Raw genomic sequence first — 26,865 nt, 5'->3', positions numbered from 1 at the left:
CTACCTCACGCCCGCCGAGTACGCTCGGCAATGCACCTACCAAACGGAGAACGACGACTCCCACAACGTGTGGACCTAACAGAGGGGGCGGCTCATAGCGAATTCGCCGAAGCCCTCTACATCTCATTGGTCACCTTAGGCACCCTCGGTTTCGGCGATGTGATACCCGTGGATCCTTGGATCCGTCTCTTCTCACCCATTCAGGCTCTGACCGGATTCGCTCTTCTCACCGCGGCACTGTCGTGGTTCGGCCAGATATACCCTGCTCTTGGGCGCAGGCGGACACTATCCATTCGGGTGCACCTGCTGGAAGACAACGGGTACGTGGAGACCCTGCGCGAACCTGAAGCATCAACGGGAAATCGTCTCCTCGAAGAGGTGGCTGCCAGCATCACCGAAGTCAGGGTTGATCTGACGCAGAACACTGAAACGTATTATTTTCGGGAGACGGATCCCCGGATGTCCCTTGCCGCATCCATGCCCTACCTTCAGAACCTCAGCGTCGCCGCACGGGACTCAACTGTGAGAGAAATCCGGGCCGATGGAGAGCTGCTCCAGTCAGCGCTAGATGATCTCGCGCGACACTTTTCCACCCAATTCGGACTCTCCGGGGATTCAACCGGAGAGATCCTCGATCATTTTGTCCGCGATCACGGGCATGCCGTGCAGAAAGAGACCTGATCCCTCTGCTCCAGCGACGACAGGTACGAAGGCTCGTGCCGTGGGAAAGCGGTCGAAACCAGCCGAGGCACACGCGGCGCCCTGTGAAGCTGACGTAATCGTGGTTCCAGGTCTAGCCCGTGCGACGGAGGGTTTCGTGCGACTTCGATGAGCTAGCCCATTCCTGTGGCGCATAGCGATAAGTGGAGGTCTCGTCGCGGCGCTAGATCTCATTCCCTGCACGTAAGCCCATCGGCTTGCGGGCGATGGCAGCCCGACAGCGGTAAGGGTCCTCAGCTGAAGGGTCGAAGCGAACTTCATTGAGTCTGCTTTCTAGGCTGGAGTGATGGTCACTTTGCGCGCAGTCGGGTTTGATCTCGATGGCACCCTCTTCGACCACCAGTGCTCAGCCGAGGCCGCGGTCGACGCGTTCTTCCTATCGTTGGGGATAGACCCTTCTCCTGCGGCCCGTCAAGCGTGGTTCGCCGCCGAGAAGACGCACTTCGAACGATGGCGAACGGGACAGATCAGTTTCCAGGATCAGCGCCGTGAGAGACTCCGCACCGTGCTGCCGTTACTGGGCATGAAACCGCAGGAATCGGATCCCCAGCTCGATGAGCTGTTCGAGGGGTACCTGGGTGCCTATAGGAAGGAATGGCGCGCCTTTCCTGACAGCCTTGGGCTTCTGCGCACTCTGCGGGCTTCGGGATATCGGGTGGGACTGTTATCGAACGGAACAGAGGGACAACAGCTCGACAAGCTCCGTCGCACAGGTCTGGCGGGCGCGTTCGATGTCGTATTTACGTCCGAGGGGATCGGGGTGCAGAAGCCAGATCCAGGAGCGTTCCTCGCATTGGCGGAGGGACTCAGAGTAGACGTCTCGGACTGCCTGTTCGTGGGGGATAACGCTGCTCATGATGTCGCGGGCGCTCGGGATGCTGGTATGCGTGGGCTTCTTGTGGACCGTTACGAGACTCATTCGGGAGGTATCACCGAAGCGGTGCTTTCCGAACTGGTGTCGGGTTCGCAAACTGCCCGCTAGCTGGCTGTCTTGCGGCATGCATCGTCCGGTTGAGGACTTAACGCCCGCTGAGGGATGGTCTTGCGGGCACGTCACCGCTTCCACCATTCCTGAAACGGTCGCCATCGGCTAGGACCCGCTGCAGAATCTCTCTAAACACTCATCGCGTCAACGCCGCCGCTCGGACCCTGCCCTCCATCTAGTTACTCGCTCCGAAATCGTGTGGCCCCGGAGGAGTCGTCGGTTCCCAATCTGGTGATGGTCTCAGCAAACCCTTGGCAAGCACCCCTACTCCCAAGGGAAGACTGCAAAGCCCACGATGATAAGAATGCTCTCATCGCCGGAAGCTAGTCAGAGCGAGTGGAAACCGCACCATGGGGCACGTCAGTCGCGCTGAGGACGTTTAAGCTCGTCCGATCATGTCGCGGCGAGCGTGCTCCGGGCAGTAGCGCTTCGGATGCGACACTGATCTGCGCCTGGCAGCGCAGTCACGGCCGGGCGTGTTCGGGCTGGCGCAAGAAATCCTGGGCCCTAACTCGCATCCGAGATACACCCAGCACCTGGACTGGCTAGACATCTTAGGGTCAGAGCGTCGATTTCGACTCGCTCCTAGAGTTGATTCCAATACTTATAACGGATTTTTATATAGGAGCATCCAGAACCAAAACCTGTGCTAGCTTCAGATGCATGGATACGCAGACATGTATCCGCTCAGTGAAGAGGGTTATCTCATGCTGGATGAAAAGCGTCGACAACGAGCACTTGATTCCCTTCATGTCCTCGACACGCCCCCCGATGAGCGCGTGGACCGGATCACGCGCATGGCCCAGCAGATCTTCGATGTGCCGATGGTGAGCGTGAATCTCTTGGATCGAGAACGCCAGTGGAGTAAATCCTCAGCCGGCTTCGATGCTCCAGAAGTACCCCGAGAGGGCGCTTTCTGCGAAGTCACGATCAACCAGACTGAGACTCTGGTCATCGAGAATCTCGAAGAAGACGCGAGATTCGCGTCCAGCCCTTATGTCACTGAGGCCCCGAATCTTCGGTTCTACGCAGGACACCCCATCGAGGCACCCGGCGGCGAACATGTAGGGGCCCTGTGCCTGATGGACACCAAGCCACGCCAGCTCGATGACCATGAGCGCGACTTGCTGGAAGATCTTGCCCACTGGGTACAGACCGAACTGGCCCAGCAGCAGGAGCTTGATCATGCCGTCGTCATCCAGCGGGCGCTGGCGCCTCGCGATCTGCCCCAGCCGGCCGGGTTTACGGTGACGGCCGGCACTGTTCCCGCGGGCTGCGTCTCGGGCGATTTCCACGACGTGATCCTTCGGGAGGGCAAGTTGCGCGTCACCCTGGCTGATGTCATGGGCAAAGGCACCGGTGCCGGCATCATCGCGTCGGCAGTCCGGGCCTCCATGCGCACCACCCCGGGGCGTTCCCTGCTCGCCACGGTGGCAGAGACCGACAAGCTTCTCGAGCAGGACGTCGGGGACTTGAGTATGTTCGTCACCCTGTTCTGCGCCGACATCGACACCGCGTCCGGCGACATCAGCTATGTGGATGGTGGCCACAGTCTGAGTTTCATCCACCGGGCCGACGGCGGCTGGGATCATCTGAACTCCACCGGGTTGCCGCTGGCCATGGGCCTGGGTGAGCCCCACCGTCTCGGCACAGCCCAGCTGCACCCTGGTGATGCGCTCATGTGCTGCAGCGACGGGGTATTGGACCTGCTCGACCTTCAAGACCCCTTCGCCCAGGCCGACGACGTCCTTGCCAAACACGGCGTCGACGAGGCGGTGCAGGAAACCCTGCGACGGGCTCGAAAAGCTCAGGTCCCCGACGACGTCACCGTGGTCGTAATCCGGAGAGATTCCTAAGCCCCCTCCGATCTCGAGGCAGAACGCTCGATCAGGCCTCACAGGCACTCGACCCTTTCCCGGACCATCAGAGATGAACCACCCGCGCCGCCCGTACGCCGATCCCTCAGCGTGCATCGAGTCCTCGACTGAAGCATGAGTGCACGCAAGACGACGACCGGCTCGCGGGCGGCGCTAGCGATCCACACAAGTGAGTTGTACCGATAGGTGGCGGCTTATCCACAGCGATGGCTACCACCCCTGCTGAACGAACAATTGACACCTGTGGCAACCTGAGGTGGGCGCTCTTGCCTCCACTCCACATCTTCGTGGGCCATCGGCCTGATTAATCAGTTCTGACTGAGATTTCGCCCGGAGGTTCGGAGATGGCTTCTCCGGTGAGGCAGGCCCGGCTACGCACCGACTTGCACGCGGTGCGGCACGGAACCATCGGTGGACTGCTGGCCGCGCCGCTGGCTGAGGTGTTCTTCTTTGGCGTTTCGAATAACCCGGTCTGGATAGACGAAGTTCTCTCCGATCGTGCGCGCGGTGTGAAGACCAGTCTCACGCTGAGGACTGTTCTGAGCTCCTTCAACGTCGTAGATGAGATGGCTCTCGACGTCAGTAATGCCGCAGTAGGCGAAGATGCCGACATCGAGCTGAGTCCTCATGGCCTGACGGTACCCATACTTCTCGTAGGTACCTTCCTTCGAGCCCCCGATACCGATCAGCGTCGTGGGGACGCTCTGGAGGAGTGCGTTGAGTGGCTTCTGTCCCCGGTCGCTGACACCTTGGCCGTATTGATAGGCCCAATCTCCCGTGAAGACGCGCTCAATCCAGCCTTTCATCAATGCTGGCATGCTCCACCAGTACACCGGGAAGATGAATGCGAGCCGATCTGCCGCTTCAACACGTTCATGCATCTCGGTGATACCCGCGGGAATAGGTCCGCCCCAGAAGTGCGCGTGATCTTCTTCCGTGAATCGAGGGTCAAATCCTTCTCGATGCAGATCAAGGACATCGATCGTGTGCTCTGGTCCGTTGAAAGGCTCGTGGAAGGCGTTCATGACGGCTGAGGGGTACTTGTTGTTGAACGGGTGGGAGAAGACGCTAAGTAGATGCATGCGAAAGTAGCTCTTTTCTGGAAGGCGCGGATGACTCTCTAGGACTGGTGCACAAGTGATGCTGCGGCAGCTCTTGCTGCAGTGATTCCCTCAACGCCCCTATAGGTGGCTACAGACGTGGCGCCCTCGAAAAGCACCAGGATCTGTTCGGCGAGAAGGTCATCGTGGGGCGGGTCCGTGTGGTTCACAAGCTCACCAACGAGCGTGCGTAGTCTTCTGCGGTACTCGGTGACGACCTTCAATGCCTCGGGGAAATCGTCACTGAGCTCACCGGCGGCACGAAGGAAGAAACAGCCCCTTGCACCCTCGGTCTGGACCCACTGTTCTAGTGCTGCGAAGAGGCCGTCGACGTCTGTGACAGCGAGTTGATCGAAGAAACGGGCGCTGCGCGCCTCCAGTGCAGCAGCGATCAGGTCTGCCTTGCTGCCCATGTGCTTGTAGAGCGTGCGGGTGGAGACCCCAGCGGCGTGGGCAAGAGTGTCAATGCCGCTGGCTGCGAAACCATGGTGGTCGAAGACTTGCTCTGAACTCGCGGCGATCTCTTGCGGGAGGGAACTCATGCCCTGAAGAGTACAACGCTCGTTTTACATTGAGCAAGGGCTAGCGAGGCGCGCCCTTGGTTCGCGTTCATATTGGGCTGCCTCAGAGGTTCTCCGGACAATTCTGGGTCTAATGCGCACTGTTCTCTCGTGCGTGCCGGTGCCCGCAAGCCGGTCGGCAAACGAGCGCGATTCACCTGATCGAATCCGGACGCCCACGTCAACGCTGGGATGCCCGTTTACCCCGCCCGAAGAAAATGCCCGCACGGGTGCCTTATCTGCTACACGCAACGCCCTTCTTTAGAGCAACAGTTTCGAGACGAATACCCTCTTCTTCGTAGCCCGAGTGAGAGGCCTCCTGGTGAGTGAGCCGCCACTCAGACACCCGCGATCCGACGTTCAGCAGGGATAACAACGACCGCTGAAGGACAGGAGCATAAGCTACGGCGCTCTAAGCCGACCGCTGTTCGGAGAAGTCGCAGACCTTTACCTCGGGCCTTCCACCCGTGAGCGGCTATCAGACATCTACACTGTGCAATCCGGGTCACGGTGCAGGATCCAGACCGCGGAGGTACACGAGATCAACCGATCCGACGGATGAGCCTCCAGCTCACCGAAAGCGCTGAGAACTCGCCCAGGCCCCGCTCTCCGCGGCAGAGCAGAGATCGCGGCCTGGGGTCACGATCACCGCCCAAACTCAGTCGGCGGTGAAGAAGTCCGTGAGCTCCGCGTCGCGACCATCGAGCTCAGCCCACGGCTTGTGCACCTGGAACCGGGCGAGACCGGCCGGCGGCCAGGACCCGGCCATCTGGATCACCGGATCCTCTTGGGAGTGCGCAGAGGCCAGGTCCATGCTCAGCTCCTGGACCCCAGGCATATGAGCGACCACCAACAACGTGCGCACTGTCTCGGGAACCTCGTTGATGATCGAAAGCATCGAACGCGGCGCCGCCAGGTAGAGCCGGGAGTCCAGGTACGGCGTCGGCGACTTCTCGCCCAGCTCATGATTGACCCAGATACAGGTCTGCCGGGTGCGCATCGCGTCGGAGCAGATCGTGTTATCCGGCAGATTCCCCGAGCTCACGAGCCAGCGGCCGACGGCGCGCGCCTGTTGCTGCCCGTGGCGGGTGAGGGTGCGGCCGTGGTCGTCCCCGGAGAAGGAGTGCCCAGATTCCCCGTGGCGCAGGATCAGCAGTTCAGGCACGGACGGCTCAGATCGAGTATTCCGGGGCCGCCCAGACGGTGACCTCGGGGTGCTCGTAGAAGCGGTAGCCCTGTCCGCGGACCGTGCGCACGGTGTTCGCCAGGCGCCCCAGCTTGGAGCGCAGCCGGCGGATATGCACGTCGATGGTGCGCTCGTTGGGCATCTGATCGGGATCCACGCTGCGCCAGAGTGTCTGCAGCAGCTCTTCGCGTCCCACGGTGCGAGACCCGTTGTCCACCAAGTAGTTCAACAGCTCGAACTCCTTGAAGGTCAGGTTCAGGCCTTCACCGTCGAGGCGAACCTCACGGCGGGACAGATCGATCAGCACACCGGAGCTGGTCGGCGCCGGCGGGGCGCTGATCGGAACCTCGATGCCGCGGTGGGTGACGGTAGGATCGCCCAGCGCCTGCCGAACGACCTCCAGATTGCTGCCCTCATGGGCGGCCGAGGCCAGAGCCATCGCGATGTGCACCTGGGCATCGGCGGCGATGTGCTCCACGTAGTCGCGCAGCTCCGTGGCGATCTTGTGCAGCGAGGTTCCCGCTGCGCTGGCCGCGTCCTCGTCGAGGCCGACATAGACGACGAAGCCGCGGGTCACGATATCGGGCTGGACCATCTGCGGCCCTCCGCCGTTCTGCGCCACCACCGGGACCGGGGCGGTGCGCGGATGAGCACCGCTGGAGTCGTCGGTGGCGTTGGCCGCGCGGATGCGGCGCGCCATCTCGGCACGGCGGGCGGCGTTGCGCACCGAGACATGGACGTAGCCGGGATTCTGTGGCTGACTCAGGTGTGCGGACATCGGTAGCAACTCCCCCGCTGCAGGTGGATTGGCGTATCCATTACAGCGTGTGCGTCACATTTGGAATCCGCAAGTAACAAAAGGGGGGATCTTCCACATAATGAGACGAGTAGACCATTTTGTGACCGGGATCACATGGATTCATCTCGCGAAAGCCTTGCCTGTTCCCCAGAAGAGATGCAAAGGCACACGGCTGGAGATGCCGTGAGGGTCTCCGAGGCCTACTGGGCCAGGCCGTAGAGCCGGTCGCCGGCGTCGCCGAGCCCGGGGACGATGTAGGACTTTTCGTTGAGCTTCTCGTCGATGGCGGCGAGATAGAGCTCCACCTCGATGTCACCGACCTTCTCGCGCAGCCGCTCGATGCCCTCAGGAGCCGCCAGCAGGCAGATGCAGGTGATCTTCGCGGCGTTGGCCTTCTTCAGGAACCGGATGGCCTCGGCGAGGGTGCCGCCGGTGGCGAGCATCGGGTCCAGCACGAAGACGTGGCGCCCGGTGAGGTCATCGGGAAGCCGCTCGGCGTAGGTGATGATGTCCAGGGTCTCTTCGTTCCGGGCCATCCCGAGGAAACCGACCTCGGCGGTGGGGACCATGGCCGTCATTCCGTCGAGCATGCCGAGTCCGGCGCGCAGAATCGGCACCACCAGCGGCTTGGGGTCCGCGAGTTGGGTGCCGGTCATGGTGGCCACGGGAGTCCGGATCTCTACCGGCTCGGTGGCGATGGAACCGCTGGCCTCGTAGGAGAGCAGCATGACCAGCTCGCGAGTCAGTTCACGGAACTGGTTCGAGGCGGTCTCCACCCGTCGGAGCTGAGTGAGTTTATGGGAGATCAGTGGGTGTTCCACAACCTGTACGCGCATGGTCTCAAAACTACCAGCACGTCTGCGAGCTGCGGCTGGCCGACGAAGTGCCCGACAACCGGCTTCTGGTCCTGGCGAATTTGGTGTCCAGTCGGGTCAACACACAGAACACCATGCCCGGTCCAGGACTAGGATTCCTCCCAAGCGCTTGACGGCTGTTCTGCGCAACCGATGAGTAAGGATTCCACGTGATCGTTCTGCTGCAGGCTCTGGCGAATCCCTTGGTGCCCACCGTTTTCGAGGTCGCTGGCCGGACCATGGCTGCCGTCTTCGTGGTCGCTCTGATCATCGCCACAGTGATCTGGATTCGCGTCTTCCTGGGCAGGGACCGGGCCAGCAAGTCCGACGAGGTATGACTCGCCTTGCCCCTAGAGGGAGCCCTGCCGCCTAGGCTGGGGTTGTGACCGAGGACATTCAGCCGCAGATGCATGCGACCCCCGACGGGTCCGCGAATGCTCCTGCCTGGTCCCCCCGGGTGCGAGCCGATCAGGAGAGCGCCATCGGGCGCTGCCTGGAGCTGGCCGCCCTGACAGGCGGCTCTGCGGACGTACCGGTGGGCGCCGTCGTGTTCTCCGCCGAGGGCCAGCGGCTCGGTGAGGGGTTCAACACCCGCGAGCGCGACGACGACCCGGCCGGTCATGCCGAGATCAACGCACTGCGGGCCGCCGCGGCGACGCTGGGGACCTGGCGGTTGGACGGCTGCGTACTCGCGGTGACGCTGGAGCCGTGTCCGATGTGCGCCGGTGCGATCTACCAGTCTCGAATCGGACAGGTCATCTTCGGCGCCTGGGACGAGAAGGCCGGGGCCGCCGGCTCTGTGTTCGAGATCCTTCGTGAACCCCGGTTGAACCATTGGGTGGAGGTCCATCCCGGTGTGCGCGCCCAGGAGTGCGCCGCCGCGCTGCGGACCTTCTTCGAGCAGTTCCGCAGATAGGCTTGCGGGCGTGTTCTCACCTCCTTCTCCGCAGCTGTCCACGCCCTCGCCTGAGCGGCTGGCGCATGCCCAGTCGCTGTTCGCGGCGACCCCTGACTTTCCCGAACCAGGCGTCCTCTTCCAGGACATCTCCCCCGTGCTGGCGGATCCGGCCGCGCTGCGCACGGTGGCCGAAGGACTGCTGGCGCCCTTCGCCGGCAGCTTCGACATGGTGGCCGGGATCGAAGCTCGCGGCTTCACCCTGGCAGGGATGATCGCCGCCCTGACCGGCACCGGCTTCATGCCCATCCGCAAGGCCGGGAAGCTGCCCGCACCGGCCGGACGCGTGGAGTACACCTTGGAGTACGGCACCGCCGTGATCGAGGCCCCCGACGTGCTCAAGCCAGAGCATCGCGTGCTGATCGTCGATGACGTGCTGGCCACCGGCGGCACCCTGGCCGCGACCCGGGAACTGATCGCCCAGCTGGACTGCCAGGTGGCCGGCGCCGCCGTCGTCCTGGAGATCGAAGCTCTCGGCGGACGCGAGCTCTGTGGGCAGGTGCACGCCCTGTTCCAGGGCTGAGCCGATCCGCGGGGCCGGGCGCGTGGCACCTGCTTTTGGGTGAGCGTGAGATGTTTGCGTATACTCAACGGGCCTGGTGACGTGTCCGAGCGGCCGAAGGTGCAGCACTCGAAATGCTGTGTGCGGTTACCCCGCACCGTGGGTTCAAATCCCACCGTCACCGCCAACCGAGAACCCCGCTGATCTGCAGTCATGCAGCCGGCGGGGTTTTCTGCATCCAGCGGCACACCGGGAGTCTCCTGCGCGGGCGCCTCGTCCCACCTCCCCCGATCGCGGGCCCATGCCCAGGCCCAGCAACCGCGGCGGCGTAGTGGTGCTCAGCAGGCGATGAAGCCAGCACCCATGCCGAGGATCCCCGGATAGTCCCCGGTCACCGGCGAGTACAGCGGCCCCTGCCAGGTTACTGTGAGCACAGACTCCTGCTCCCCCGAGCGAGTCTGTCACTCGAACTTGATGAGGTTCCCCTGATGTCACAACCCTCCCCGGGGCAGCACCCCCTGCCCGGAAGCGCCGCCCGCAACGATCTCACCAAGCCCAAGGCTTGGCAGAGGTTCAAGCGCCTGCCGATGATCGTGAAGATCCCGGCCATCGGCTGCGGTGGGCTCCTGGCTCTGATAGCGCTTCTGCTCGTCATCGGGCTGGTTGCAGTGGCACTCGACCCCGATGGGGGTGAAGAACGAGCGGCCGACCGCGAGGACCAGGAGCTCGCCGTCGTGGAGTCTGCGGAACCGGAAGAGTCCGAAGAACCCTCCGAGGAGCCCACCGAGTCGGAGACACCTTCGGCGTCACCGACCCCAACGCCGACCCCAACGCCGACTCCAAGCCCGACGCCGACCCCCTCGCCGACCCCCACCCCCTCGCCGTCCCCCTCGCCGACCCCGACACCGACGCCCACCCCGACCGTGGATCCGAATGAACACTCCGCCGTCGTGGTGCGCATCATCGACGGAGACACCGTGGAGCTCGATTCCGGAGACACCGTGCGGGTCAGCGGGATCGACACGCCTGAACGCGGCGAGTGCCACTTCGACACCGCCTCCGCTCGGATGAGTGAACTGGTGCTGGGCAAGACGGTCACCCTGACCCGAGATGGTGAGGACACCGATCGCTATGACCGGATCCTGCGCTATGTGGACGTCGACGGCGCCGATGCCGGCATCACGCTGATCCAGGAGGGCCTCGCCACCGCGCGCTACGACTCCCGGGACGGTTACGGCTTCCATACCCGCGAGCCGGACTACATCTCCGCCGACGACGGCGCCCCGCTGCAGACCTGCGCTCCAGAGCCCGCTCCAGCCCCGGCGCCGGCCCAGCAGGGCGCGAACTGCGATCCCAACTACACCCCCTGCATCCCGGTTTTCCCGCCGGACATCAACTGTGGCGATCTCGACGTCTCGGTCCGAGTCATCGGCGTGGACGTCCATGGCCTGGACGGCGATGGCGACGGCTTCGGCTGCGAGGCCAATGACTGAGGCACTATCGAGCTGACGTGGCGCAACGGCCCACATCCAGCGAGGATCAACGCGTGGAGCAGTTCACCGCTGACCCAGCTTCGCTCGAGCGTGCCACCGGCGGAAGGTTCTGGGCAGGATGGCAGTGCGGTCGCGATCATAGGCATCCCGCTCATCGCGTGGATGTACTTGGCCCCCTCGGGGCTCCAGCTGACACCGGTCTGGTACGTGGTGTCCTGGTGTCCTGGGTGGCGATCTTTCTGGTCGCCACCATCGCGGGACGGGTGCGTCGACGCTGCTGAGCCTCAGTCCCGTCGCATCGGCACGTGCGGGATGCCGTCTTCCAGGAACGGCGCCCCCGACCGGGCGAAGCCGAAGGACTCATACCAACCCTGCAGCGGGGCCTGCGCGTCGAGCGTCACCGAAGACTCGGCCGACTGCGCGGAGCAGAGCTCCAGCGCTCGACGCATCAGCTCGCCCGCCACCCCGGTCCCGCGCACCGCAGGACTCGCCACGACACGTCCGATTCGGAAGCCCTCCGGCTCCCGGAGCACCCGCAGCGTGGCGGTGGGCGCGCCGTCGTCGTCGGCTCCCTGCTCACCAGGCGTGTCGCCGATCGCCCAGAGCATCACAGCTCCCGGCTCGAGGTCCCGGCCGTCGAGCTCCGGGTACGGGCACTGCTGCTCGACCACGAACACGTCGGTGCGCAGCTGCAGGATCCGATAGAGCGTGATGGGATCCATCTGGGCCACCGGGGCGGCGTGAAACGAGGCAGGCATGGGTTCCATCCTAGGGTTGCCGGTAGTCTCGGGCGTATGAGCATCACTGCCCTGGCCATCGGCAAGAAGCACGAGAAATGGGCCGTGGAGGGGATCGAGCGCTACTCCAAGCGGCTGCGCAAGCCCTACGACCTGGACTGGAAGCTGCTCCCGCATTCCTCCCGCGAGCATGATGCCGCCCGGCAGGAGGAGTCCGAGCGGATCCTCGCCGCGCTCAAGCCCCAGGACCACATCATCCTGCTCGATGAGCGCGGCAAGAACATCAGCTCGACCGGTTTTGCCGAGCACCTCCAGGGCAGCTTCGACAGTGGGCATCACGTCGTGGTGATCATCGGCGGGGCCTATGGGGTCACCGATGAGCTGCAGCACCGCGCCGACTTCGTCTGGTCCCTGTCCAAGCTCGTCTTCCCGCATCAGCTGGTGCGGATGCTCCTGGCCGAACAGGTCTACCGCGCCCAGGAGATCTCCGGAGGGCGGTCCTATCACCATGTCTGAGCCGCCCGAGACAGTCGGGATCCTCGGGGCTGGACGCGCCGGCACCGCCTTCGCCCGAGCCCTGCTGCGCGCCGGGATCACGGTGGACATCGCTTCCACCCGACCACCCCGCGCGCTGCAGCATCATCTGAAGATCTACGCCCCCGGCGCGGTGCCGGTGGTGGCTGAGGACATCGCCGAGCGCGCGCGGGACTCCAGCGGCCTGGTGATTCTGGCCGTCCCGCAGGAGGAGCTCGATGAGGTCGACCCGGCCTGGGTGGCCGGGACCGTGCTGATCGATGCGACCAACACCTGGCAGGACGAGCTGCTCCCGAGCTGGCTGCAGGCCGCAGTGGATGAACAGCTGCCCACCTCGATGGCCCTGGCCGGCCGGTTCGGCTCCGCCCAGGTGGTCAAGGCGCTGAATCACATCGCCCACTCCGAGATCGACGACGCCGCCAGGCCCGACGCCGAGCTGTCCCAGCGCCGCGCACTCGCCGTGGCCGGAGACGACGACGCCGCCCGCGGACTGGTCATGGGGCTGCTGGTCCGCATGGGCTTCGACCCGGTCTCGCTCGGCGCGCTGGCGGCGGGACGGATCATGGAGCCCGACGGGCCGCTGTTCAACCGACCGCTGCGCCGCGAGGACCTGCTGCGCTTCGCCCGCTGAGCCGAGAGTGTTCGTGAGTGTTCTTGGTCCCCTCACCGGGGGCGACGGGTGAAGATCAGGTGCACGACTCCGCTCGGAGACGGGGTCGCCTCCATGTCGAAGCGCGCTTCGATGCCCTCCAGCCCGTCCCAGAGCCGTTCGCCGCGGCCAAGGATGATCGGCACCAGGACCAGGTGCATGAAATCGACCAGATCCGCCTCGAGGAACTGCCGCAGCGTGGCGACTCCGCCGCCGATCCGCACGTCCAGGCCCCCGGCGAGGTCGCGAGCCTGGGCCAGGGCGGAGACCGGGTCGGCGTCCACAAAGTGGAAGCTCGTGCCGCCGTCCATCTCGAGCAGCGGCCGGGGATGGTGGGTCAGCACCACCACCGAGGTATGAAAGACCGGGTCCTCACCCCACCAACCCTGCCATTGCAGGTCCTCCCAGGGGCCGCGCTGCGGACCGAACTTATGCCGTCCCATGATCTCGGCACCGACCCGTGTCCCCCACTGGCTGGCGAACGCTTCGTCGACCCCGCGGGATCCCTGGGTCATCCCCGGCAGACCCATCTCCCGGAAGGTCCTGGTCTCGAAGGCCCACTCCATCAGACGCGTCCCGGCGTGGCCGAAGGGCGTCTCCAGCGCCTGGCCTTCGCCGGTCCCGAAGCCGTCCAGGGAGATCGAGAAGTTGTGCACGCGGACCAGTGACATGGAAGCCTCCGAGCTTTCTCTCGTGCGTGATCGCCTGCCGGTGATCACGGAGGATTTCTCGAGCCCCAAGCTACTCGCGGGCAGGCGCGGATGACCATGCTGGGAACGCTGGCAGATCGCGGGCAGCTCACACTGGAATGGACGCTCCGGTGAGCGCGCACTCGACCGCATCTGAACCGATCGACGTGGTGCGAGATGCGTCAGGCGATGTCCGTGGCGGCCTCTAGAGTTAGACCATGACCGCCCTGGAACCTTTCACCGAGCCCACCCGGCGCTGGTTCCAGGCATCCTTCGGGCAGCCCACGTCCGCGCAGGCCGGCGCCTGGGACGCGGTGGCGCGGGGCAAGAACGCACTGGTGGTCGCGCCCACCGGTTCGGGCAAGACGCTCTCAGCCTTCCTGTGGTCGATCGACCAGCTCTTCGCAGCTCCCACCGCGGGCACCTCGGTGCTCTACATCTCCCCGCTGAAGGCGCTCGGCGTGGACATCGAACGGAACCTGCGCAGCCCGCTGGTCGGAATCGCACACACCGCCCGCCGGCTGGCCGCCGAGGGCGCGGCCCAGGAGCCGCCGGAGATCACGGTAGGGGTGCGCACCGGTGACTCCACGCCCAAGGAGCGCCGGGACCTGGTCCGGAAGCCCCCGCAGATCCTGATCACCACACCCGAATCGCTCTACCTGATGCTCACCTCGCAGGCTCGCAGCACCCTGGCCGGGGTCAAGACCGTGATCCTGGACGAGGTGCACGCCCTGGCCGGCACCAAGCGCGGCGCCCACCTGGCGGTCTCTCTGGAGCGGCTGAACAACCTGCTGGAGACCCCGGCCCAGCGGATCGGGCTCTCCGCCACGGTGGAACCCCGAGAAGAGGTGGCCCGCTTCCTCGGCGGCACCGCAACGGTGGAGATCGTGGCGCCGAAGTCGGAGAAGACCTGGGACATCACGGTCTCGGTCCCGGTGGAGGACCTCGCCTCCCCCAGCACCGCGCCGCCCGAGAGCGCCATGGCCGTCTCCGGCGCCGCCTCGAACGGGCGCGCAGAGCCCGAGCCCGCCACGGAGATCCCCGCCCTCGCTGCTGGAATCGACCTCCCGCCGGAGGACGCCCTGCCCAGCGACCAGCCGCTGCAGCCCAGCATCTGGCCACATGTGGAGCACCGCGTGGTGGACCTGGTCACCGAGAACCGCTCCACCATCGTCTTTGTGAACTCCCGCCGGCTCGCAGAGAAGCTCACCGGCCGGATCAACGAGATCTGGTCCGAGCGCCAGCCCCCCGCCGCTGCCCACTCCGACGCCCACTCGGAGGCCGAGGCCTCCGAGGGCGCGTCGGAGTCCGAGGAGCCGGCCCCGCTGGCCCGGTCACACCACGGCTCGGTCTCGAAGGAACAGCGCAAGCTCACCGAGGAGGCGCTGAAATCCGGTCAGCTGCGCTGCGTGGTGGCCACCTCCTCGCTCGAGCTCGGCATCGATATGGGCGCCGTGGACCTGGTCATCCAGGTGGAGGCGCCCTTCGCGGTCTCGGCCGGGCTGCAGCGGATCGGCCGCGCCGGGCACCAGGTCGGTGAGGTCTCAGTGGGCTGGTTCTTCCCGAAACACCGCGGAGACCTGGTGAGCACCGCCGTCATCGTGGAACGGATGCTCGCCGGGCAGATCGAAGCGCTGCACATCCCGCGCAACCCGCTGGACATCCTGGCCCAGCAGACCGTGGCCGCCGCCGCGATGGACCCGTTGGATGTGGAGTCCTGGTTCGAGACGCTGCGCCGCAGCGCCCCCTTCGCCACCCTGCCGCGCTCGGCCTACGAGGCCACCCTGGACCTGCTCGCCGGCAAGTACCCCTCCGACCGGTTCGCCGAGCTGCGCCCCCGGGTGGTCTGGGACCGCGACGCCGGCACGGTCACCGGCCGCCCGGGCGCTCAGCGGATCGCAGTCACCTCCGGCGGCACCATCCCCGACCGAGGGCTCTTCGGGGTCTACCTCGCCGGCGGAGAGGACTCCGGCTCGGCCCGCTCCGGCGGTCGCCGGGTCGGGGAGCTCGATGAAGAGATGGTCTACGAGTCCAGGGTCGGTGACGTCTTCGCGCTGGGGGCCACCAGCTGGCGGATCCAGGAGATCACCTTCGACCGGGTGCTGGTCGTCCCGGCCTTCGGGCAGCCCGCCTCGCTGCCGTTCTGGCGCGGGGACGGCTTCGGCCGCCCGGCCGAACTCGGCCGCGCACTGGGCCGGTTCACCCGCGAGGTCCACGCCGGAGCCACCGAGCCGACCGCCGAACGGCTCACCGCGCTGGGCATGGACACCTGGGCGCAGGAGAATCTGCTGCGCTACTTCACCGAGCAGCAGGAGGCCGCCGGGGTGCTCCCCAGCGACACCACCCTGGTGGTGGAACAGACCAAGGACGAGCTCGGCGACTGGCGGATCGTGCTGCTCTCCCCCTACGGACTGCAGGTCCACGCGCCCTGGGCACTCGCGGTCGGCGAGCGCCTGCATGATCGGTTCGGCCTCGACGGCTCGGCCATGGCCAGCGACGATGGAATCGTGCTGCGGGTGCCGATGATGGACGAGGATCCGCCCGGCGCGGAGCTCTTCGCGTTCGACCCCGATGAGCTCGAGGACCTGGTCACCGGCCAGGTCAGCTCCTCGGCGCTGTTCGCCGGCCGGTTCCGGGAGGCCGCCGCCCGGGCCCTGCTGCTGCCCAAGCAGAACCCCGGTCAGCGGACCCCGCTGTGGCAGCAGCGCCAGCGGTCCTCGCAGCTGCTGGAGGTCGCCTCCGGATATCCCGACTTCCCGGTGATCATGGAGGCCATGCGGGAGGTGCTGCAGGACGTCTACGACATGCCGGCGCTGCTGGAGCTGCTGCGCAGCATCGCCCAGCGCGGGGTCAAGATCGTGGAGACCACCACCTCCAAGCCCTCCCCCTTCGCCCAGTCGATCCTCTTCGGCTACATCGCCCAGTTCCTCTACGAGGGGGACTCTCCGCTGGCCGAACGCCGGGCCGCTGCGCTCTCGGTGGACCCCGCGCTGCTGGGTGAGCTGCTGGGCCGGGTGGAGCTGCGCGAGTTCCTCGACGCCGCGATCATCGCGGAATCCGAGGCTTACGCCCAACGGCTCCTCCCCTCCCGGCACCTGCGCGGAGAAGAGGGCGTCGCAGACCTGCTGCGCCTGCTCGGTCCGCTGACCTCCGAGCAGCTCGCCGCCCGGCTCGAAGACGGCGAGCCCGCCGAGGATCACGCCGAGGCTCTGGTCTCGCGCCAGCGCGCCTTCCGAGTCATGTGGCGCACCGGCACAGCCGAGGTCGGGGGATCCCAACAGGACCAGACCGAGCAGCGCTACGCCGCGATCGAGGACGCCTCCAGACTGCGCGACGGGCTGGGCACCCCGATGCCGGTCGGCATCCCCTACGCGTTCCTCGATCCGGTGGAGGACCCGCTCGGGGATCTCGTCGGCCGCTACGCCCGCACCCACGGCCCCTTCCTGGTGGAGGAGGCGGCCGCCGAGCTGGGACTCAGCCGCGCCGTCGTGGTGGACACACTGAACCGTCTGGTCCGTGAGCATCGGGTGGTGGAGGGGTTGTTCCGGCCCGACCGGGTCATCCCCGCCGACGCCCGGCCCGGCACGGTGGAGTACTGCGACACCGAGATGCTGCGCAGGATCCGACGCCGCTCCCTGGCGGCCCTGCGCGCCCAGGTGGAGCCGGTGCCCACCCCCGCCTACGCCCAGTTCCTGCTCGAGTGGCAGGGCATCACCGCCGCCCGGGGGAAGGGCTCCTCGGCCTCGGGCGTCTCCGCGGTGGCGGAATCTCTGGCCCAGCTCTCTGGCGCCGCAGCCCCGGCCAGCGCCTGGGAGTCCTATATCCTCCCGGCCCGGATCCCCGACTACCGCCCGGGAATGCTCGATGAGCTGCTCTCCGCCGGGGAGTTCCTCGCCGTGGGCAAGGGTGCACTCAGCGGACATGACGGTTGGCTGGCGTTCTACCCCCGCGAGGACGCCGAGGCGCTGTTGAACCAGCACGGCGGCGCAGGGCTGGGCAGCAACGGTGAGGACTTCAGCCCCACCGCGCTGCAGGCCGCGATCCTCGAGGTTCTGGCCCGCGGCGGCGCCTGGTTCGTCGAGGCGCTGCATGAGCAGCTCGACCCCGAGCTCACCGGCTCTCGAGAGAGCACCAAGAACGCGCTGTGGGAGCTGTTCTGGGCCGGTCGGGTCGCCCCCGACAGCTTCGCCGCGCTGCGCCGCTTCATGTCCACCGGGACCACCGCACACAAGAAGCAGCCCACTCCTGCCCGGCCGAGGCACAGCTCCAGGCGGATGGCGCTGCGCCGGGCCACCGAATCCCACCGCTCCCGGATCGGCGGGTCCGCCGCCTCCGGACCGGGCGGGGCGGGCGGCCGCTGGCAGCTGGTCCCAGCCGGTTCGGTGGACGCCACCGTCGCTGCGCACACCCGCGCTGAGATCCTGCTGGATCGCTACGGGGTGGTCACCCGCGGCTCGGTGATGTCCGAGCAGCAGTCCGGGCTCGGCGCATCCGCCAAGGGCGGTTTCGCGGCGGTCTACAAGGTGCTCTCGGCGGCCGAAGACTCCGGACAGATCCGGCGCGGCTATTTCATCGAACGGCTCGGCGCCGCCCAGTTCACCTCCTCGGCGACCATCGATCAGCTGCGCTGGATCTCCGAACGCCTCGAGGACGCCGCCGAGCAGGCCCGCGCAGAATCGGACCCCGGGTCCACCCGTGCGGGGACCTCCGGCGCTGCGCGGTCGGGCACCGGAACCTCGGGCACCGGGAAGCAGCAGGATGCCGCCGTGGTGCTCGCGGCCACCGACCCGGCCAATCCCTACGGGGCGGCCCTGGACTGGCCGGAGCTGGAGAACTCCACGCACCGGCCCGGACGCAAGGCCGGCGCCGTCGTCGTGCTCTACCGCGGACAGCTGGTGCTCTACATGGAACGCGGAGGCCGCACCCTGCTGCTCTTCACCGAGGAGGAGTCCACCATGGACCTGGTCTCCCGGGCCCTGGTGCCCGCGCTGCGCGCGGCGAAGACCGGTCGGATCGCGGTGGAGCGGGTCAATGGTGACCGGATCCTGACCCACCCGCTGGGACAGCTGCTGCGCGACGCCGGCTTCAACTCCTCCCCCTCCGGCCTGAGATTCGCGCCATGATCACCGCCCCGGAGCACCGCCATGCCAGCTCACCCGCGCCGAGCCCGGTCACCGAGAACCCAGGATTTCCGGCTAGGCTGAAGCCATGACTCTTTGCATTCCGTTTCTGATGTTCCAGGGTCAGGCCCAAGAAGCGATCGACCACTACCTCGAGGTCTTCCCGGACGCTGAGCTGCTGGAGATCGTGCACCACCCCGAGGGCACCGAGATCTATGACCCGACCCCACCGGCCTCCGCCGAGGACCTGGACGACGCCGAGGCACTGGACCTCGCCGAGGCGGAAGTCCCAGAGGACACCGAGGCCGGGGAAGCAAGCTGCGCTGCAGCAGAGTCCGGGCCGCTCGACACCGGGGATCTGCCCGAGCCGACCCAGCAAGACTCGGGCGAACCCGAGTCCACTGAGACCACACTGATCACGGTCGAGCATGCCGAGGCTGCGTCCGATCGCGACGAGGTCCCGATCGCTGGGGCGCCTCTCGTGGCCACCGCGCAGCTGAAGATCGGCGGGCAGGTGCTGATGATCCAGGACAGCCTGATGAAGCACCAGTTCAGCTTCACCCCCTCGATCTCGGTGGCCGTGGTGGTGGATTCCACCGCAGAGTTCCATCAGATCGTGGACAGCCTGGCTCCCGGTGGGGAGTTCCTCATGGAGCCCGGCGACTATGACTTCGCCGCCAACTTCGCCTGGATCAAGGACCGCTTCGGCATGTCCTGGCAGGTCAATCAGCCCCTGGGCCAGCCCGAACCCACCGCCCAGGCCGAGGCGCCGGTCTGGGGCTGAGCCGCCCCGGCTCGCCGACCTGCACAGACCCTGACCTGTGACGCAGAAGTCTCCTCTCCCCGTGCGCGACGGCGTCAATGCCACGCGCCTGCGGGTCCCGCTGACCGGGCCCTGGCCCACCGTCCATGACTACGTGCTGGAGACCTTCGGGCACATCGACCACGGTGGGATCACGCAGCGCTTCTACGACGGCGACGTGGTCGATGTCCATGGCGCTCCGCTGAGCACCTCCACCCCGCTGGGGGACCTCGAGTTCCTCTGGTATTACCGTTCGGTCAGCCAAGAGGTCCGACTCCCGGTGACCGAGGAGCTGATCCATCAGGACGAACACCTGGTCGTGGTGGACAAGCCACACTTCCTGCCCACCACGCCCGCAGGACGCTACGTCCAGGAATCGCTGCTGGTCCGGCTCCGCAACACGCTGAACCTCCCGGACCTGGTGCCGATCCACCGGCTGGACCGGGGCACCGCGGGCGTCGTGCTGTTCTCCAAGCAGCCCGACACCCGTGGGGCTTACCAGCTGCTCTTTGAGAACCGGGTGGTGCAGAAGTCCTACGAATGTGTCAGCGCCATCCCGGCAGGGATGAGCCCCGAGACCATGGCCTCACGGTTCCCTCTCACCGTGCGCAACAAGATCGAGAAGACCAAGGGCGTGGTGGTCTCCCAGCTCGCCTCCTATGCCCCGGAGCACTCCGGGAAGCGCCCGCATGACCGCACGGCCCGGCAGGGCAAGCGCCGCACCGAGGCCATTCCCGGGGCGAACTCCTCCTCCCAGATCGAGCTCCTGAGCACAGGACGCAGTCCCTCTGGGCACGACGTCGGGCATTTCCGGCTCAATCCGCATACCGGTAAGACTCATCAGTTGCGCATCCACATGGCGCTGCTCGGTCTGGGTATCCTGAATGATCGTTTCTATCCTGAACTACTTGATGATGCCCCTGATGAGTTCGACAAGCCGCTCCAGCTGCTGGCCAAGACGCTTGACTTCACCGATCCGCTGACCGGGGTGCCCCGCAGCTTCACCTCCTCTCGAGCCCTCCAGGAGTCCCCGCAGTGACCCACCCTCCGATCGCCTTCGGCATCAATGACCTCGGCGATCCGGCGCTCTACCAGGAGTGGGGGCTGTACTACTTCGTGGTCCTGGCATTGGCGGTGGCGTTCACCGCGATCGTGCCGCCGTTCCCCTCCGAGGTCATGGTGATCGCCTCCGGCACGATGGCCGCCGAGGAGATCTTCCCGCTCCTGCTGGTCCTCGCTGTGACCTTCATCGGCTGCCTCACCGGGGACATCGGGGTCTACCTGCTCTTCCGCTATAAACTCATCCGGCTGCTCTACCGGTGGCGATGGGGACGTCGGCTGCACCGAAAGATGCTGCGGATCTCGCTGCGCGCCGGGGGCGCATCGACCTGGGCGGGCCTGCTGCTCATCCGAGGAATCCCTGGGGGTCGCTCCGCCTCGATGGCCACCGCAGGGATCATGCGGCTCGGCGGCCGCTCGATCGTGGCGCTGTGCCTGTTGGGCGCGCTTACCTGGAGCCTGTGGCTGGTCGGATTAGGTTACATTACGGGAACAACTACCGGGCTCCCACCCTGGGCGAGCACGGCGGCCGCCATCGTTGTGGGTACCCTGGTGGGGTTGGGAATCACTGTGCTGATGACCCGGCAGCGTTCGCGTCGGGGGGCCGAACGCGAGTCGGTCGCCCGTTGACCAGCAACGATCCGGATACCGGGCTCCCGCACCGACTGCACATGCCAGCCATGACCTAGAGGAGGAACACGGGCTTGACCGAGAAGTCCCAGGACGAGTCCGTCGAGACGCTCGCCGACGCCAAGGATCCAGGCGCCGAGACCGAGAACTCAGCTGCGTCCACCGAGGACAGCTCCGCCGCGGACCATGCGGCCGAGCCAATAGCCCCTGCCCGGAAACCGGCCGCCGCACCCGCGCGCGAGTCGCGTGCCGCTGACGCATCGGCATCCCCTGAGCCGCCCTCACTTTCTGCGTCCTCGGCACCGTCTGAGTCGTCCGCACCCTCTGAGTCGTCCGCCCCGTCCGAGTCGTCCGCCCCGTCGAAGCCGTCACGGCCGTCGGTGCGCTGGAGCCGACCCACGCCGGCCCGGCCCACTCCATCCAAGACCGACGTCCCCAACACGGATCTCAGCAGCTTCTTCGACGACCTCGACGCGAAGTTCCTGGGCGCGGCCCGCCGAGTCGGTGCCGCCTTCCGCCGGCCCCCCGCTCCGGAGCAGCCCAGTCCTGAAGGTCAGCCCAGTTCCCAGCTCGGCCGGAACGGCCGCCACACGGCGGGCCAGCACCCGTCGGCACCCACTGAGAACGTGGACAGCGCCCCGTTTGCCTTCGTGCACCCCGCGCCCGGGACGGAGTCTTCCCCACTGAGTCTTCCTCGACCTCGACGCGGTCTGGACGAGCAGCGACAGCGCGAGGTGATCCTGGAGAAGGCGGCAGCGATCGAGGCGGCCACCGCGTGGAACCAGCAGCCCACCGACCGTGAACTCCTCGAGTCTGCTGACGACGAAGAGGACCTCTTCACCTACATCCCGCCCTACAACATGCCCTCCAGAGATCCTGATCCCGCACCGGTGCGCAGCGATCTCTACCGTCAGCTCTTTGTGACCACGGGTGCCCTGGCCGCACTGGCCTCCCTGGTCTGGATGTTCGGGCTCTTCCCGGCGTCCCCGGCCATCTTGGGCGGCAACGGGCTCGACGAGCTCGCAGGCGGCTGGTACTCCGGTGGACAGGCACTGCTCTCCCCGAACGCGAACTTCTACTGGCTCTGGCCGATCATCGTGCTGGGCCTCCTCGCGCACGCAGTCCACCAGTGGACCACCACCCAGATCTCCACTCCGCGGCAGCGCCGCTCCGGCTGGCAGGTCGGCTCGGCCTCGCTGTTCATGCTCCTCTGGACCTTCGCGGTACACCAGGACATGCTCACCCTCGCGGCGCTGGCTTCGCTCGCCGCGGCACTGGCCCTGATCGACGCGATCCGGCAGTTCACCTTCCGCACTGCCCGGACCGGCATGGAACGCCGCTTCTCCGACACCACCACCGGGCTCTTCACCGGTTGGGCAATGGTCGCCGCCATGTCTTCGCTCTCCATCTGGCTGACCGCCATGGGCTGGCGAGTGCCGGGCATCCCGGCTGTGCTCTGGGCGCTGCTCGGACTGGGGATCTGCATCTGGGCCGCGGCCTACTACGCAATGACAGAACGCGGCAGGATCGCCGTGGCCCTCGGTATGGGGTGGGGCATGTTCTGGCTGATCTTCCCCCGCCTGCTCTCCGAGGTCACCTCCGTGTGGGTCGCGATCTCGGCAGCGATGGGCGCCTTCGTCGTCATCCTCGCGACCGAATCTCGACGACACAAGATCAACCACGCGGAGCGACGCGCCGCCATGGGACGCCCGGTCGAAGACATCATCTGACCCAGCCCGGCGCGATCACCGCACAGACTGGACCACCGCACAGGAGGCACGATGAGGCACCCGCACCCAAGCCAGATCACCGCACTCGGAGCAGCCACCCTGCTCCTGCTCTCCTCCTGCGGCTCCCCCGAGGGAGCCCAAGACCCCGCTCCCGCCGAGGACACGCAGCAGGTCGACCAGTCCACGCCGTCGCCGGAATCCGACCCGTCTGACCAGCCGGACGAGACGGATGAGCCTGAGGCGTCCGAGGAGCCTGAACAGGCGGAGGAGTCCGAGACCCCGACGCCGGCCGAGGACCAGGAGCCGGATCAGTCCGAGGACGCCGCCTCCCTGGACTTCCGCACCGACGCCCAGGAATCTGATGGCTTCCCGGCAGAGTTCACCCGCGGCGAGGACCCCAACCATCTGATCGACGTCCGCTCCGGCGTCCATGAGGGCTACGACCGGGTGGTGTTCGAATACGCCGGCGACGGCGTCCCCAGCTGGCGCGGAGAATACACCGACTCTGCGGCGGAGCTGGGGCGCGGCGAGCCCATCGAGGTCGCCGGCGACCACATCCTGGAGATCAATGTCAACGGGCCATCCTGGGCGCCGGAAGACCCGCCAGAGGATGAGCTTCCCTCACAGGAATACTACGAACGCGATACCGGCGGCGCCTTCGAAGAGATCTTCATCCAGGGCCCCTTCGAGGCTCACTCGCAGTACCTGATCGGCCTGGACCAGGAACGACCCTTCCAGGTCCAGCTTCTCGAGGACCCGACCCGGCTTGTGGTGGACATCGCCCACGACGAATGACCCGACGCTGAGCCCTGATCGGCGGCATGCCCCGTTGTGGTGCATGATGGGACTATGAGCATTCGAACCCCAGATCCGAACCCCGGATGGTTGAACGAGGATGACCTCTACGAGGCGCGACGACGGCTCCCCATGGTCTACGTCGAGGCGATCCCGGTCCGGCTGGATCCCCTCGGCTGCATCACCGAGCTGGGGCTCCTCTACACCGCAGACGCCGAGGGCCACTTCTACCGCACCGTGGTCTCAGGACGGGTGATCTACCGCGAGACCATCCGCGCCGCGCTGCTGCGCAACATCGAGAAGGATCTCGGGTCCATGGTGATGCCGCAGATCCCAGCCTCGCCGGTGCCGTTCGCCGTGGCTGAGTACTTCCCTTACCCCTCCGAGACCGGGCTGGTCGATGACCGGCAACATGCGGTCTCCATGGCGTATATCGTGCCGGTCTCCGGGGAGTGCTCCCCGCGCCAGGACGCCCTGGAGCTCAGCTGGATGACGCCGGACCAGGTGCTCAGCCCAGATGTGCAGGCAGAGTTCCTCGGCGGCCGTGAGAAGCTCATCCGCCAGGCCCTGGCCCACCTAGGTCATACCGGCTGACCCCACCAGCTGCGGCCGGTAGAATCAGGCCAATGACCACTCCCGCCCCAGAGAAGTCCGCCCGCCGCAGAAGGCCCTCCCGCAAGCAGGACACTTCATCCCGTCCGGTGCTGCGGCTCGGCCTGGCCGGGTGGATCGTCTCCTGGCTGGTGCCCACTGCCGTGATGGGCGGCCTTCTTCTGGCACTGGGCTTCCTCCCCGGCCTGAATGACGAAGGCTTCCTGGCCCCGCTGATCCCGCTGATCGCGGCCGCGGCCGTCGTCGTGGGCATCCCCGGGACCCTCCTGGTGAGCTGGCTCTACCGGCACCAGCTGCGCCCCACCGTGCATATCCTCGGCTACGTCCTCGTGGGACTGCTCTATGGTCCTGTGGTGCTTGTGGTCGGGGCCGGAGGACTGATCCCGATGCTCATCCCGCTGATCGGCTTCCCGGCCGGCATTCTGCTCGGGATCGGCCGGTGGATGGCGCAGCCGCTCGCCCGGGTGGAGAACCCCGATGAGGCCCCTGAGCACCTCGCGACCCCCGAGACTAAGGACCCTGAGCATGCCTGAGACCACTGCGAAGCCAGCGATGACGTTGAGCCTTGCCGGATCCGAAGCCACCGGCGGCGCCGGGGCACAGGCTGATCTGAAGACCTTCCAGGAGCTCGGCACATTCGGCATGGTCGCGCTGACCTGCATAGTGTCCTTCAACCCGCGTGACGAGTGGAACCACCGGTTCATCCCGGTGGAGACCCAGGTGGTGCAGGACCAGCTCGAAGCGATCTTCGGCACCTACGGGCCCGAGGTCCTGGACACCGTCAAGCTCGGGATGATGGGCTCGCCCGCCATGATCTCCACCGTGGCCGCCGCGATGGCGGCACGGAAGCCTGGACATCTCGTGCTGGATCCGGTGCTGATCTGCAAAGGCCAGGAGCCCGGTCACGCGCAGGACACCGATAACGCGCTGAAGGCCGAGCTGCTTCCGCTCGCCACCTTCGTCACGCCGAATCACTTCGAGACCGAACAGCTCTCCGGAATGAAGGTCGAGACCCTGGAGGACCTGCAGGCGGCGGCCGCGGAGATCCACCGCCTCTCTGGAGCGGCGGTGCTGGCCAAGGGCGGGGTCCGGCTCGCCGGAAGCGAGGCCGTGGACGTCTTCGTCGACGCGGAGGGCGTCGAGGTGCTCAGCGCGCCCAAGATCGGTGAGCACGCGGTCTCCGGGGCAGGCTGCTCCCTCGCCGCCGCTGTCACCGCGGAACTGGCCAAGGGCAGCTCAGCCCGAGAAGCCGCACGCCGGGCCAAAGAGTTCGTCACCGCGGGCATTCGCCAGCGCGTGGCCGGCAATACTCCGTTCGACGCGCTGTGGCAGGGCGGCCTGCGCGGCTGAGCCGATGATTTCCAAGCAATAATCTCTGGGCGATGACTGCTGTGCGCACCGAACCCCGCACGATCTTCGTCTTTGGTCCTAGCCTTCTTGGCCCTCTTCGAGCTGCGGCTCGATCAGCCCCAGCTGGGTCGCACGGATCAACAGCTGAACCCGGTCTCGCACCCCGAAGCGCACGCAGAGCCGGCCTAGGTGCGCCTTGACTGCGCCTTCGGTCAGCACCATGCGCAGCGCGATCTCCCGGTTGCTGAACCCTCGTGCCAGAAGGTTCAGTACTTCCGTCTCCCGGGGTGGTATCCGCGGAAGATAGTCAGAACCGGCCAGGGCCGCGGAGAACTCTTCAGCCTCACTGACTTCATTGAACTCGAGCTTGCGAGCCACATCCGGAGAGATCGGCACCGAGCTGCCGTGCACCTGACGAACCGCTTCCAAGACCTGCTCAGCCGTGGCGTCCTTGACGATATAACCCTTGGCTCCGGCATTCAGGGCCTGCAGAGCATGCCCCTCTGAGCTGAACGTGGTGACCGCCAAGACCGAGGTTTCTGGGGCGATAGCCATGACCGCAGCCGTTGCCTCAACCCCGCCCATCACCGGCATCTTAAGGTCCATGATGACGACGTCGGGATGCTCCTCCCGCACCCGTTCGATGACTTCGACCCCGTTCTGCGCTTCGCCCACGCAGACCATATCGGGGGCGGAGTCCACATAGGCGCGCAGGGCCGCACGCATGATCGGATGATCGTCTGCAACGACAAGACGGAGCATGCTGAACCTGTACTTTCTCGGCCTGGGACACCTGGCGCGGCCTTCTACCTTACTCCGAGCAACACGCCGGTCTCGCGCTTCAAGATCCTTCTGGGCGAGAGAGGTGCCGAAAAAGAGAAGACCCCAGTAAATTAGCTACTTTAGTCCACTATGTCCAAATTTGGACACAGGTTAATATAACTATACACGTTCAACTTGTTGCAGTACACCCCTGAAAGGAACAAAAAATGTCTCTCGCTTTGTTTGCCTACCGAATCGCTGTAGTTTCTACTTTAGTTCTTACCACCATTCTTGGATTCTTTGACATATCAGGTACGGTCGAGGTTGAAGGTTTCCTTCGTTCGTTCTTCTGCGCAGCCTTCCCC

The 26,865-nt window shown here is 66.1% G+C and carries 26 protein-coding genes and 1 tRNA gene; 19 read left to right on the top strand and 8 right to left on the bottom strand.

Going from position 1 to position 26,865, the window contains the following annotated elements; all coding sequences use genetic code 11:
- The 3 genes from EV640_RS11725 to EV640_RS11715 all read left to right on the top strand — a co-directional run.
- Positions 1-681, top strand: a 681-nt coding sequence (locus EV640_RS11725; RefSeq protein ID WP_208292203.1) for a potassium channel family protein, incomplete at its 5' end; no start/stop codon positions are given.
- 325 nt (positions 682-1,006) lie between these two features.
- Positions 1,007-1,702 carry an HAD family hydrolase gene (locus tag EV640_RS11720; protein ID WP_133726513.1) on the top strand — a complete coding sequence of 232 codons (696 nt, stop codon included), beginning with the start codon at positions 1,007-1,009 and terminating at the stop codon, positions 1,700-1,702.
- Between the two features lie 680 nt (positions 1,703-2,382).
- The gene (locus tag EV640_RS11715) at positions 2,383-3,561 is read left to right on the top strand and encodes a PP2C family protein-serine/threonine phosphatase (protein ID WP_166645917.1); all 1,179 of its coding nucleotides are present in this window, start codon (positions 2,383-2,385) and stop codon (positions 3,559-3,561) included.
- A 392-nt stretch (positions 3,562-3,953) separates the two neighbouring features.
- On the opposite strand, the gene EV640_RS11710 is transcribed toward EV640_RS11715, so the two are convergent.
- The 5 genes from EV640_RS11710 to upp form a co-directional block, all read right to left on the bottom strand.
- Positions 3,954-4,664 carry an NAD(P)H-dependent oxidoreductase gene (locus tag EV640_RS11710; RefSeq protein ID WP_133726511.1) on the bottom strand — a complete coding sequence of 237 codons (711 nt, stop codon included), beginning with the start codon at positions 4,662-4,664 and terminating at the stop codon, positions 3,954-3,956.
- 38 nt (positions 4,665-4,702) lie between these two features.
- Entirely contained in the window at positions 4,703-5,224 is a 522-nt protein-coding gene (locus tag EV640_RS11705) for a TetR/AcrR family transcriptional regulator (RefSeq protein ID WP_133726510.1), read from the bottom strand.
- 676 nt (positions 5,225-5,900) lie between these two features.
- Positions 5,901-6,407: a SixA phosphatase family protein gene (locus EV640_RS11700; protein ID WP_133726509.1), complete on the bottom strand. Its 507-nt coding sequence runs from the start codon at positions 6,405-6,407 to the stop codon at positions 5,901-5,903.
- Between the two features lie 7 nt (positions 6,408-6,414).
- On the bottom strand, positions 6,415-7,206 hold the full coding sequence (locus tag EV640_RS11695) for a winged helix-turn-helix domain-containing protein (protein ID WP_036473379.1): 792 nt from the start codon (positions 7,204-7,206) through the stop codon (positions 6,415-6,417).
- Between the two features lie 221 nt (positions 7,207-7,427).
- The gene (gene upp, locus EV640_RS11690; protein ID WP_133726508.1) at positions 7,428-8,063 is read right to left on the bottom strand and encodes a uracil phosphoribosyltransferase; all 636 of its coding nucleotides are present in this window, start codon (positions 8,061-8,063) and stop codon (positions 7,428-7,430) included.
- 188 nt (positions 8,064-8,251) lie between these two features.
- On the opposite strand from upp, the gene EV640_RS13605 reads away from it, so the two are divergent.
- From EV640_RS13605 to EV640_RS11670, 5 genes are all read left to right on the top strand, one after another.
- The gene (locus EV640_RS13605) at positions 8,252-8,419 is read left to right on the top strand and encodes a hypothetical protein (RefSeq protein WP_166645916.1); all 168 of its coding nucleotides are present in this window, start codon (positions 8,252-8,254) and stop codon (positions 8,417-8,419) included.
- A gap of 44 nt (positions 8,420-8,463) precedes the next feature.
- Complete coding sequence (locus EV640_RS11685) at positions 8,464-8,997, top strand: nucleoside deaminase (RefSeq protein WP_243832311.1); 534 nt, start codon at positions 8,464-8,466, stop codon at positions 8,995-8,997.
- 10 nt (positions 8,998-9,007) lie between these two features.
- On the top strand, positions 9,008-9,559 hold the full coding sequence (locus tag EV640_RS11680) for an adenine phosphoribosyltransferase (protein WP_243832310.1): 552 nt from the start codon (positions 9,008-9,010) through the stop codon (positions 9,557-9,559).
- A 75-nt stretch (positions 9,560-9,634) separates the two neighbouring features.
- Positions 9,635-9,725: transfer RNA gene (locus EV640_RS11675), tRNA-Ser, on the top strand.
- A gap of 301 nt (positions 9,726-10,026) precedes the next feature.
- On the top strand, positions 10,027-11,031 hold the full coding sequence (locus EV640_RS11670; RefSeq protein ID WP_133726507.1) for a thermonuclease family protein: 1,005 nt from the start codon (positions 10,027-10,029) through the stop codon (positions 11,029-11,031).
- A gap of 284 nt (positions 11,032-11,315) precedes the next feature.
- Here EV640_RS11670 and EV640_RS11665 read toward each other — a convergent pair whose 3' ends face one another.
- Entirely contained in the window at positions 11,316-11,789 is a 474-nt protein-coding gene (locus EV640_RS11665) for a GNAT family N-acetyltransferase (RefSeq protein WP_036473368.1), read from the bottom strand.
- Positions 11,790-11,825: 36 nt separating this feature from the next.
- On the opposite strand from EV640_RS11665, the gene EV640_RS11660 reads away from it, so the two are divergent.
- Both EV640_RS11660 and EV640_RS11655 read left to right on the top strand, forming a co-directional pair.
- Positions 11,826-12,284 (top strand): 23S rRNA (pseudouridine(1915)-N(3))-methyltransferase RlmH, encoded by a 459-nt coding sequence (locus EV640_RS11660; protein WP_133726506.1) that lies wholly within the window; start codon positions 11,826-11,828, stop codon positions 12,282-12,284.
- Positions 12,277-12,933, top strand: a complete 657-nt coding sequence (locus EV640_RS11655) for an NADPH-dependent F420 reductase (RefSeq protein ID WP_133726505.1) — start codon at positions 12,277-12,279, stop codon at positions 12,931-12,933. The genes EV640_RS11660 and EV640_RS11655 overlap by 8 nt, the downstream gene beginning before the upstream one ends.
- Positions 12,934-12,965: 32 nt before the next feature.
- Here EV640_RS11655 and EV640_RS11650 read toward each other — a convergent pair whose 3' ends face one another.
- Positions 12,966-13,622: a dihydrofolate reductase family protein gene (locus tag EV640_RS11650; protein ID WP_133726504.1), complete on the bottom strand. Its 657-nt coding sequence runs from the start codon at positions 13,620-13,622 to the stop codon at positions 12,966-12,968.
- A gap of 236 nt (positions 13,623-13,858) precedes the next feature.
- Between EV640_RS11650 and EV640_RS11645 the strand changes: the two genes are divergently transcribed.
- The 9 genes from EV640_RS11645 (at position 13,859) to EV640_RS11605 (ending at position 25,738) form a co-directional block, all read left to right on the top strand.
- The gene (locus tag EV640_RS11645) at positions 13,859-18,763 is read left to right on the top strand and encodes a DNA glycosylase AlkZ-like family protein (RefSeq protein ID WP_133726503.1); all 4,905 of its coding nucleotides are present in this window, start codon (positions 13,859-13,861) and stop codon (positions 18,761-18,763) included.
- Between the two features lie 85 nt (positions 18,764-18,848).
- Positions 18,849-19,544: a VOC family protein gene (locus EV640_RS11640; protein WP_133726502.1), complete on the top strand. Its 696-nt coding sequence runs from the start codon at positions 18,849-18,851 to the stop codon at positions 19,542-19,544.
- 37 nt (positions 19,545-19,581) lie between these two features.
- Positions 19,582-20,601, top strand: coding sequence for a pseudouridine synthase (locus EV640_RS11635; protein WP_036473365.1), 1,020 nt, complete (start codon positions 19,582-19,584; stop codon positions 20,599-20,601).
- A complete protein-coding gene (locus tag EV640_RS11630; RefSeq protein ID WP_133726501.1) occupies positions 20,598-21,251 on the top strand; it encodes a DedA family protein in 654 nt (217 codons plus the stop codon). Before EV640_RS11635 ends, EV640_RS11630 begins: the two co-directional genes overlap by 4 nt.
- Before the next feature lie 74 nt (positions 21,252-21,325).
- Positions 21,326-22,981, top strand: coding sequence for a hypothetical protein (locus tag EV640_RS11625; RefSeq protein WP_133726500.1), 1,656 nt, complete (start codon positions 21,326-21,328; stop codon positions 22,979-22,981).
- A 51-nt stretch (positions 22,982-23,032) separates the two neighbouring features.
- Positions 23,033-23,776 (top strand): AMIN-like domain-containing (lipo)protein, encoded by a 744-nt coding sequence (locus EV640_RS11620; RefSeq protein WP_133726499.1) that lies wholly within the window; start codon positions 23,033-23,035, stop codon positions 23,774-23,776.
- 54 nt (positions 23,777-23,830) lie between these two features.
- The gene (locus EV640_RS11615) at positions 23,831-24,370 is read left to right on the top strand and encodes an NUDIX hydrolase family protein (protein WP_036473357.1); all 540 of its coding nucleotides are present in this window, start codon (positions 23,831-23,833) and stop codon (positions 24,368-24,370) included.
- 32 nt (positions 24,371-24,402) lie between these two features.
- Complete coding sequence (locus EV640_RS11610; protein WP_036473356.1) at positions 24,403-24,921, top strand: hypothetical protein; 519 nt, start codon at positions 24,403-24,405, stop codon at positions 24,919-24,921.
- On the top strand, positions 24,914-25,738 hold the full coding sequence (locus EV640_RS11605; RefSeq protein WP_133726498.1) for a hydroxymethylpyrimidine/phosphomethylpyrimidine kinase: 825 nt from the start codon (positions 24,914-24,916) through the stop codon (positions 25,736-25,738). Before EV640_RS11610 ends, EV640_RS11605 begins: the two co-directional genes overlap by 8 nt.
- A gap of 78 nt (positions 25,739-25,816) precedes the next feature.
- Here the strand turns inward: EV640_RS11605 and EV640_RS11600 are convergent, their stop codons facing one another.
- A complete protein-coding gene (locus EV640_RS11600; RefSeq protein ID WP_036473352.1) occupies positions 25,817-26,500 on the bottom strand; it encodes a response regulator transcription factor in 684 nt (227 codons plus the stop codon).
- Positions 26,501-26,865 lie beyond the last annotated feature (365 nt).

Source organism: Nesterenkonia aurantiaca (genome assembly GCF_004364585.1).
GTDB classification, from domain to species: domain Bacteria; phylum Actinomycetota; class Actinomycetes; order Actinomycetales; family Micrococcaceae; genus Nesterenkonia; species Nesterenkonia aurantiaca.
The sequence above is the reverse complement of the archived record's forward strand: the minus strand, read 5'-3'. Positions and strand labels throughout refer to the sequence as shown.

Coding starts and splice junctions, on each gene's coding strand:
- EV640_RS11715 (WP_166645917.1), top strand. CDS start 2,383: ATGTATCCGCTCAGTGAAGAGGGTTATCTCATGCTGGATGAAAAGCGT.
- EV640_RS11670 (WP_133726507.1), top strand. CDS start 10,027: ATGTCACAACCCTCCCCGGGGCAGCACCCCCTGCCCGGAAGCGCCGCC.
- EV640_RS11710 (WP_133726511.1), bottom strand. CDS start 4,664: ATGCATCTACTTAGCGTCTTCTCCCACCCGTTCAACAACAAGTACCCC.
- EV640_RS11650 (WP_133726504.1), bottom strand. CDS start 13,622: ATGTCACTGGTCCGCGTGCACAACTTCTCGATCTCCCTGGACGGCTTC.
- EV640_RS11695 (WP_036473379.1), bottom strand. CDS start 7,206: ATGTCCGCACACCTGAGTCAGCCACAGAATCCCGGCTACGTCCATGTC.
- EV640_RS11655 (WP_133726505.1), top strand. CDS start 12,277: ATGTCTGAGCCGCCCGAGACAGTCGGGATCCTCGGGGCTGGACGCGCC.
- EV640_RS11660 (WP_133726506.1), top strand. CDS start 11,826: ATGAGCATCACTGCCCTGGCCATCGGCAAGAAGCACGAGAAATGGGCC.
- EV640_RS11620 (WP_133726499.1), top strand. CDS start 23,033: ATGAGGCACCCGCACCCAAGCCAGATCACCGCACTCGGAGCAGCCACC.
- EV640_RS11645 (WP_133726503.1), top strand. CDS start 13,859: ATGACCGCCCTGGAACCTTTCACCGAGCCCACCCGGCGCTGGTTCCAG.
- upp (WP_133726508.1), bottom strand. CDS start 8,063: ATGCGCGTACAGGTTGTGGAACACCCACTGATCTCCCATAAACTCACT.
- EV640_RS11720 (WP_133726513.1), top strand. CDS start 1,007: ATGGTCACTTTGCGCGCAGTCGGGTTTGATCTCGATGGCACCCTCTTC.
- EV640_RS11640 (WP_133726502.1), top strand. CDS start 18,849: ATGACTCTTTGCATTCCGTTTCTGATGTTCCAGGGTCAGGCCCAAGAA.
- EV640_RS11615 (WP_036473357.1), top strand. CDS start 23,831: ATGAGCATTCGAACCCCAGATCCGAACCCCGGATGGTTGAACGAGGAT.
- EV640_RS11610 (WP_036473356.1), top strand. CDS start 24,403: ATGACCACTCCCGCCCCAGAGAAGTCCGCCCGCCGCAGAAGGCCCTCC.
- EV640_RS11665 (WP_036473368.1), bottom strand. CDS start 11,789: ATGCCTGCCTCGTTTCACGCCGCCCCGGTGGCCCAGATGGATCCCATC.
- EV640_RS11600 (WP_036473352.1), bottom strand. CDS start 26,500: ATGCTCCGTCTTGTCGTTGCAGACGATCATCCGATCATGCGTGCGGCC.
- EV640_RS11605 (WP_133726498.1), top strand. CDS start 24,914: ATGCCTGAGACCACTGCGAAGCCAGCGATGACGTTGAGCCTTGCCGGA.
- EV640_RS11705 (WP_133726510.1), bottom strand. CDS start 5,224: ATGAGTTCCCTCCCGCAAGAGATCGCCGCGAGTTCAGAGCAAGTCTTC.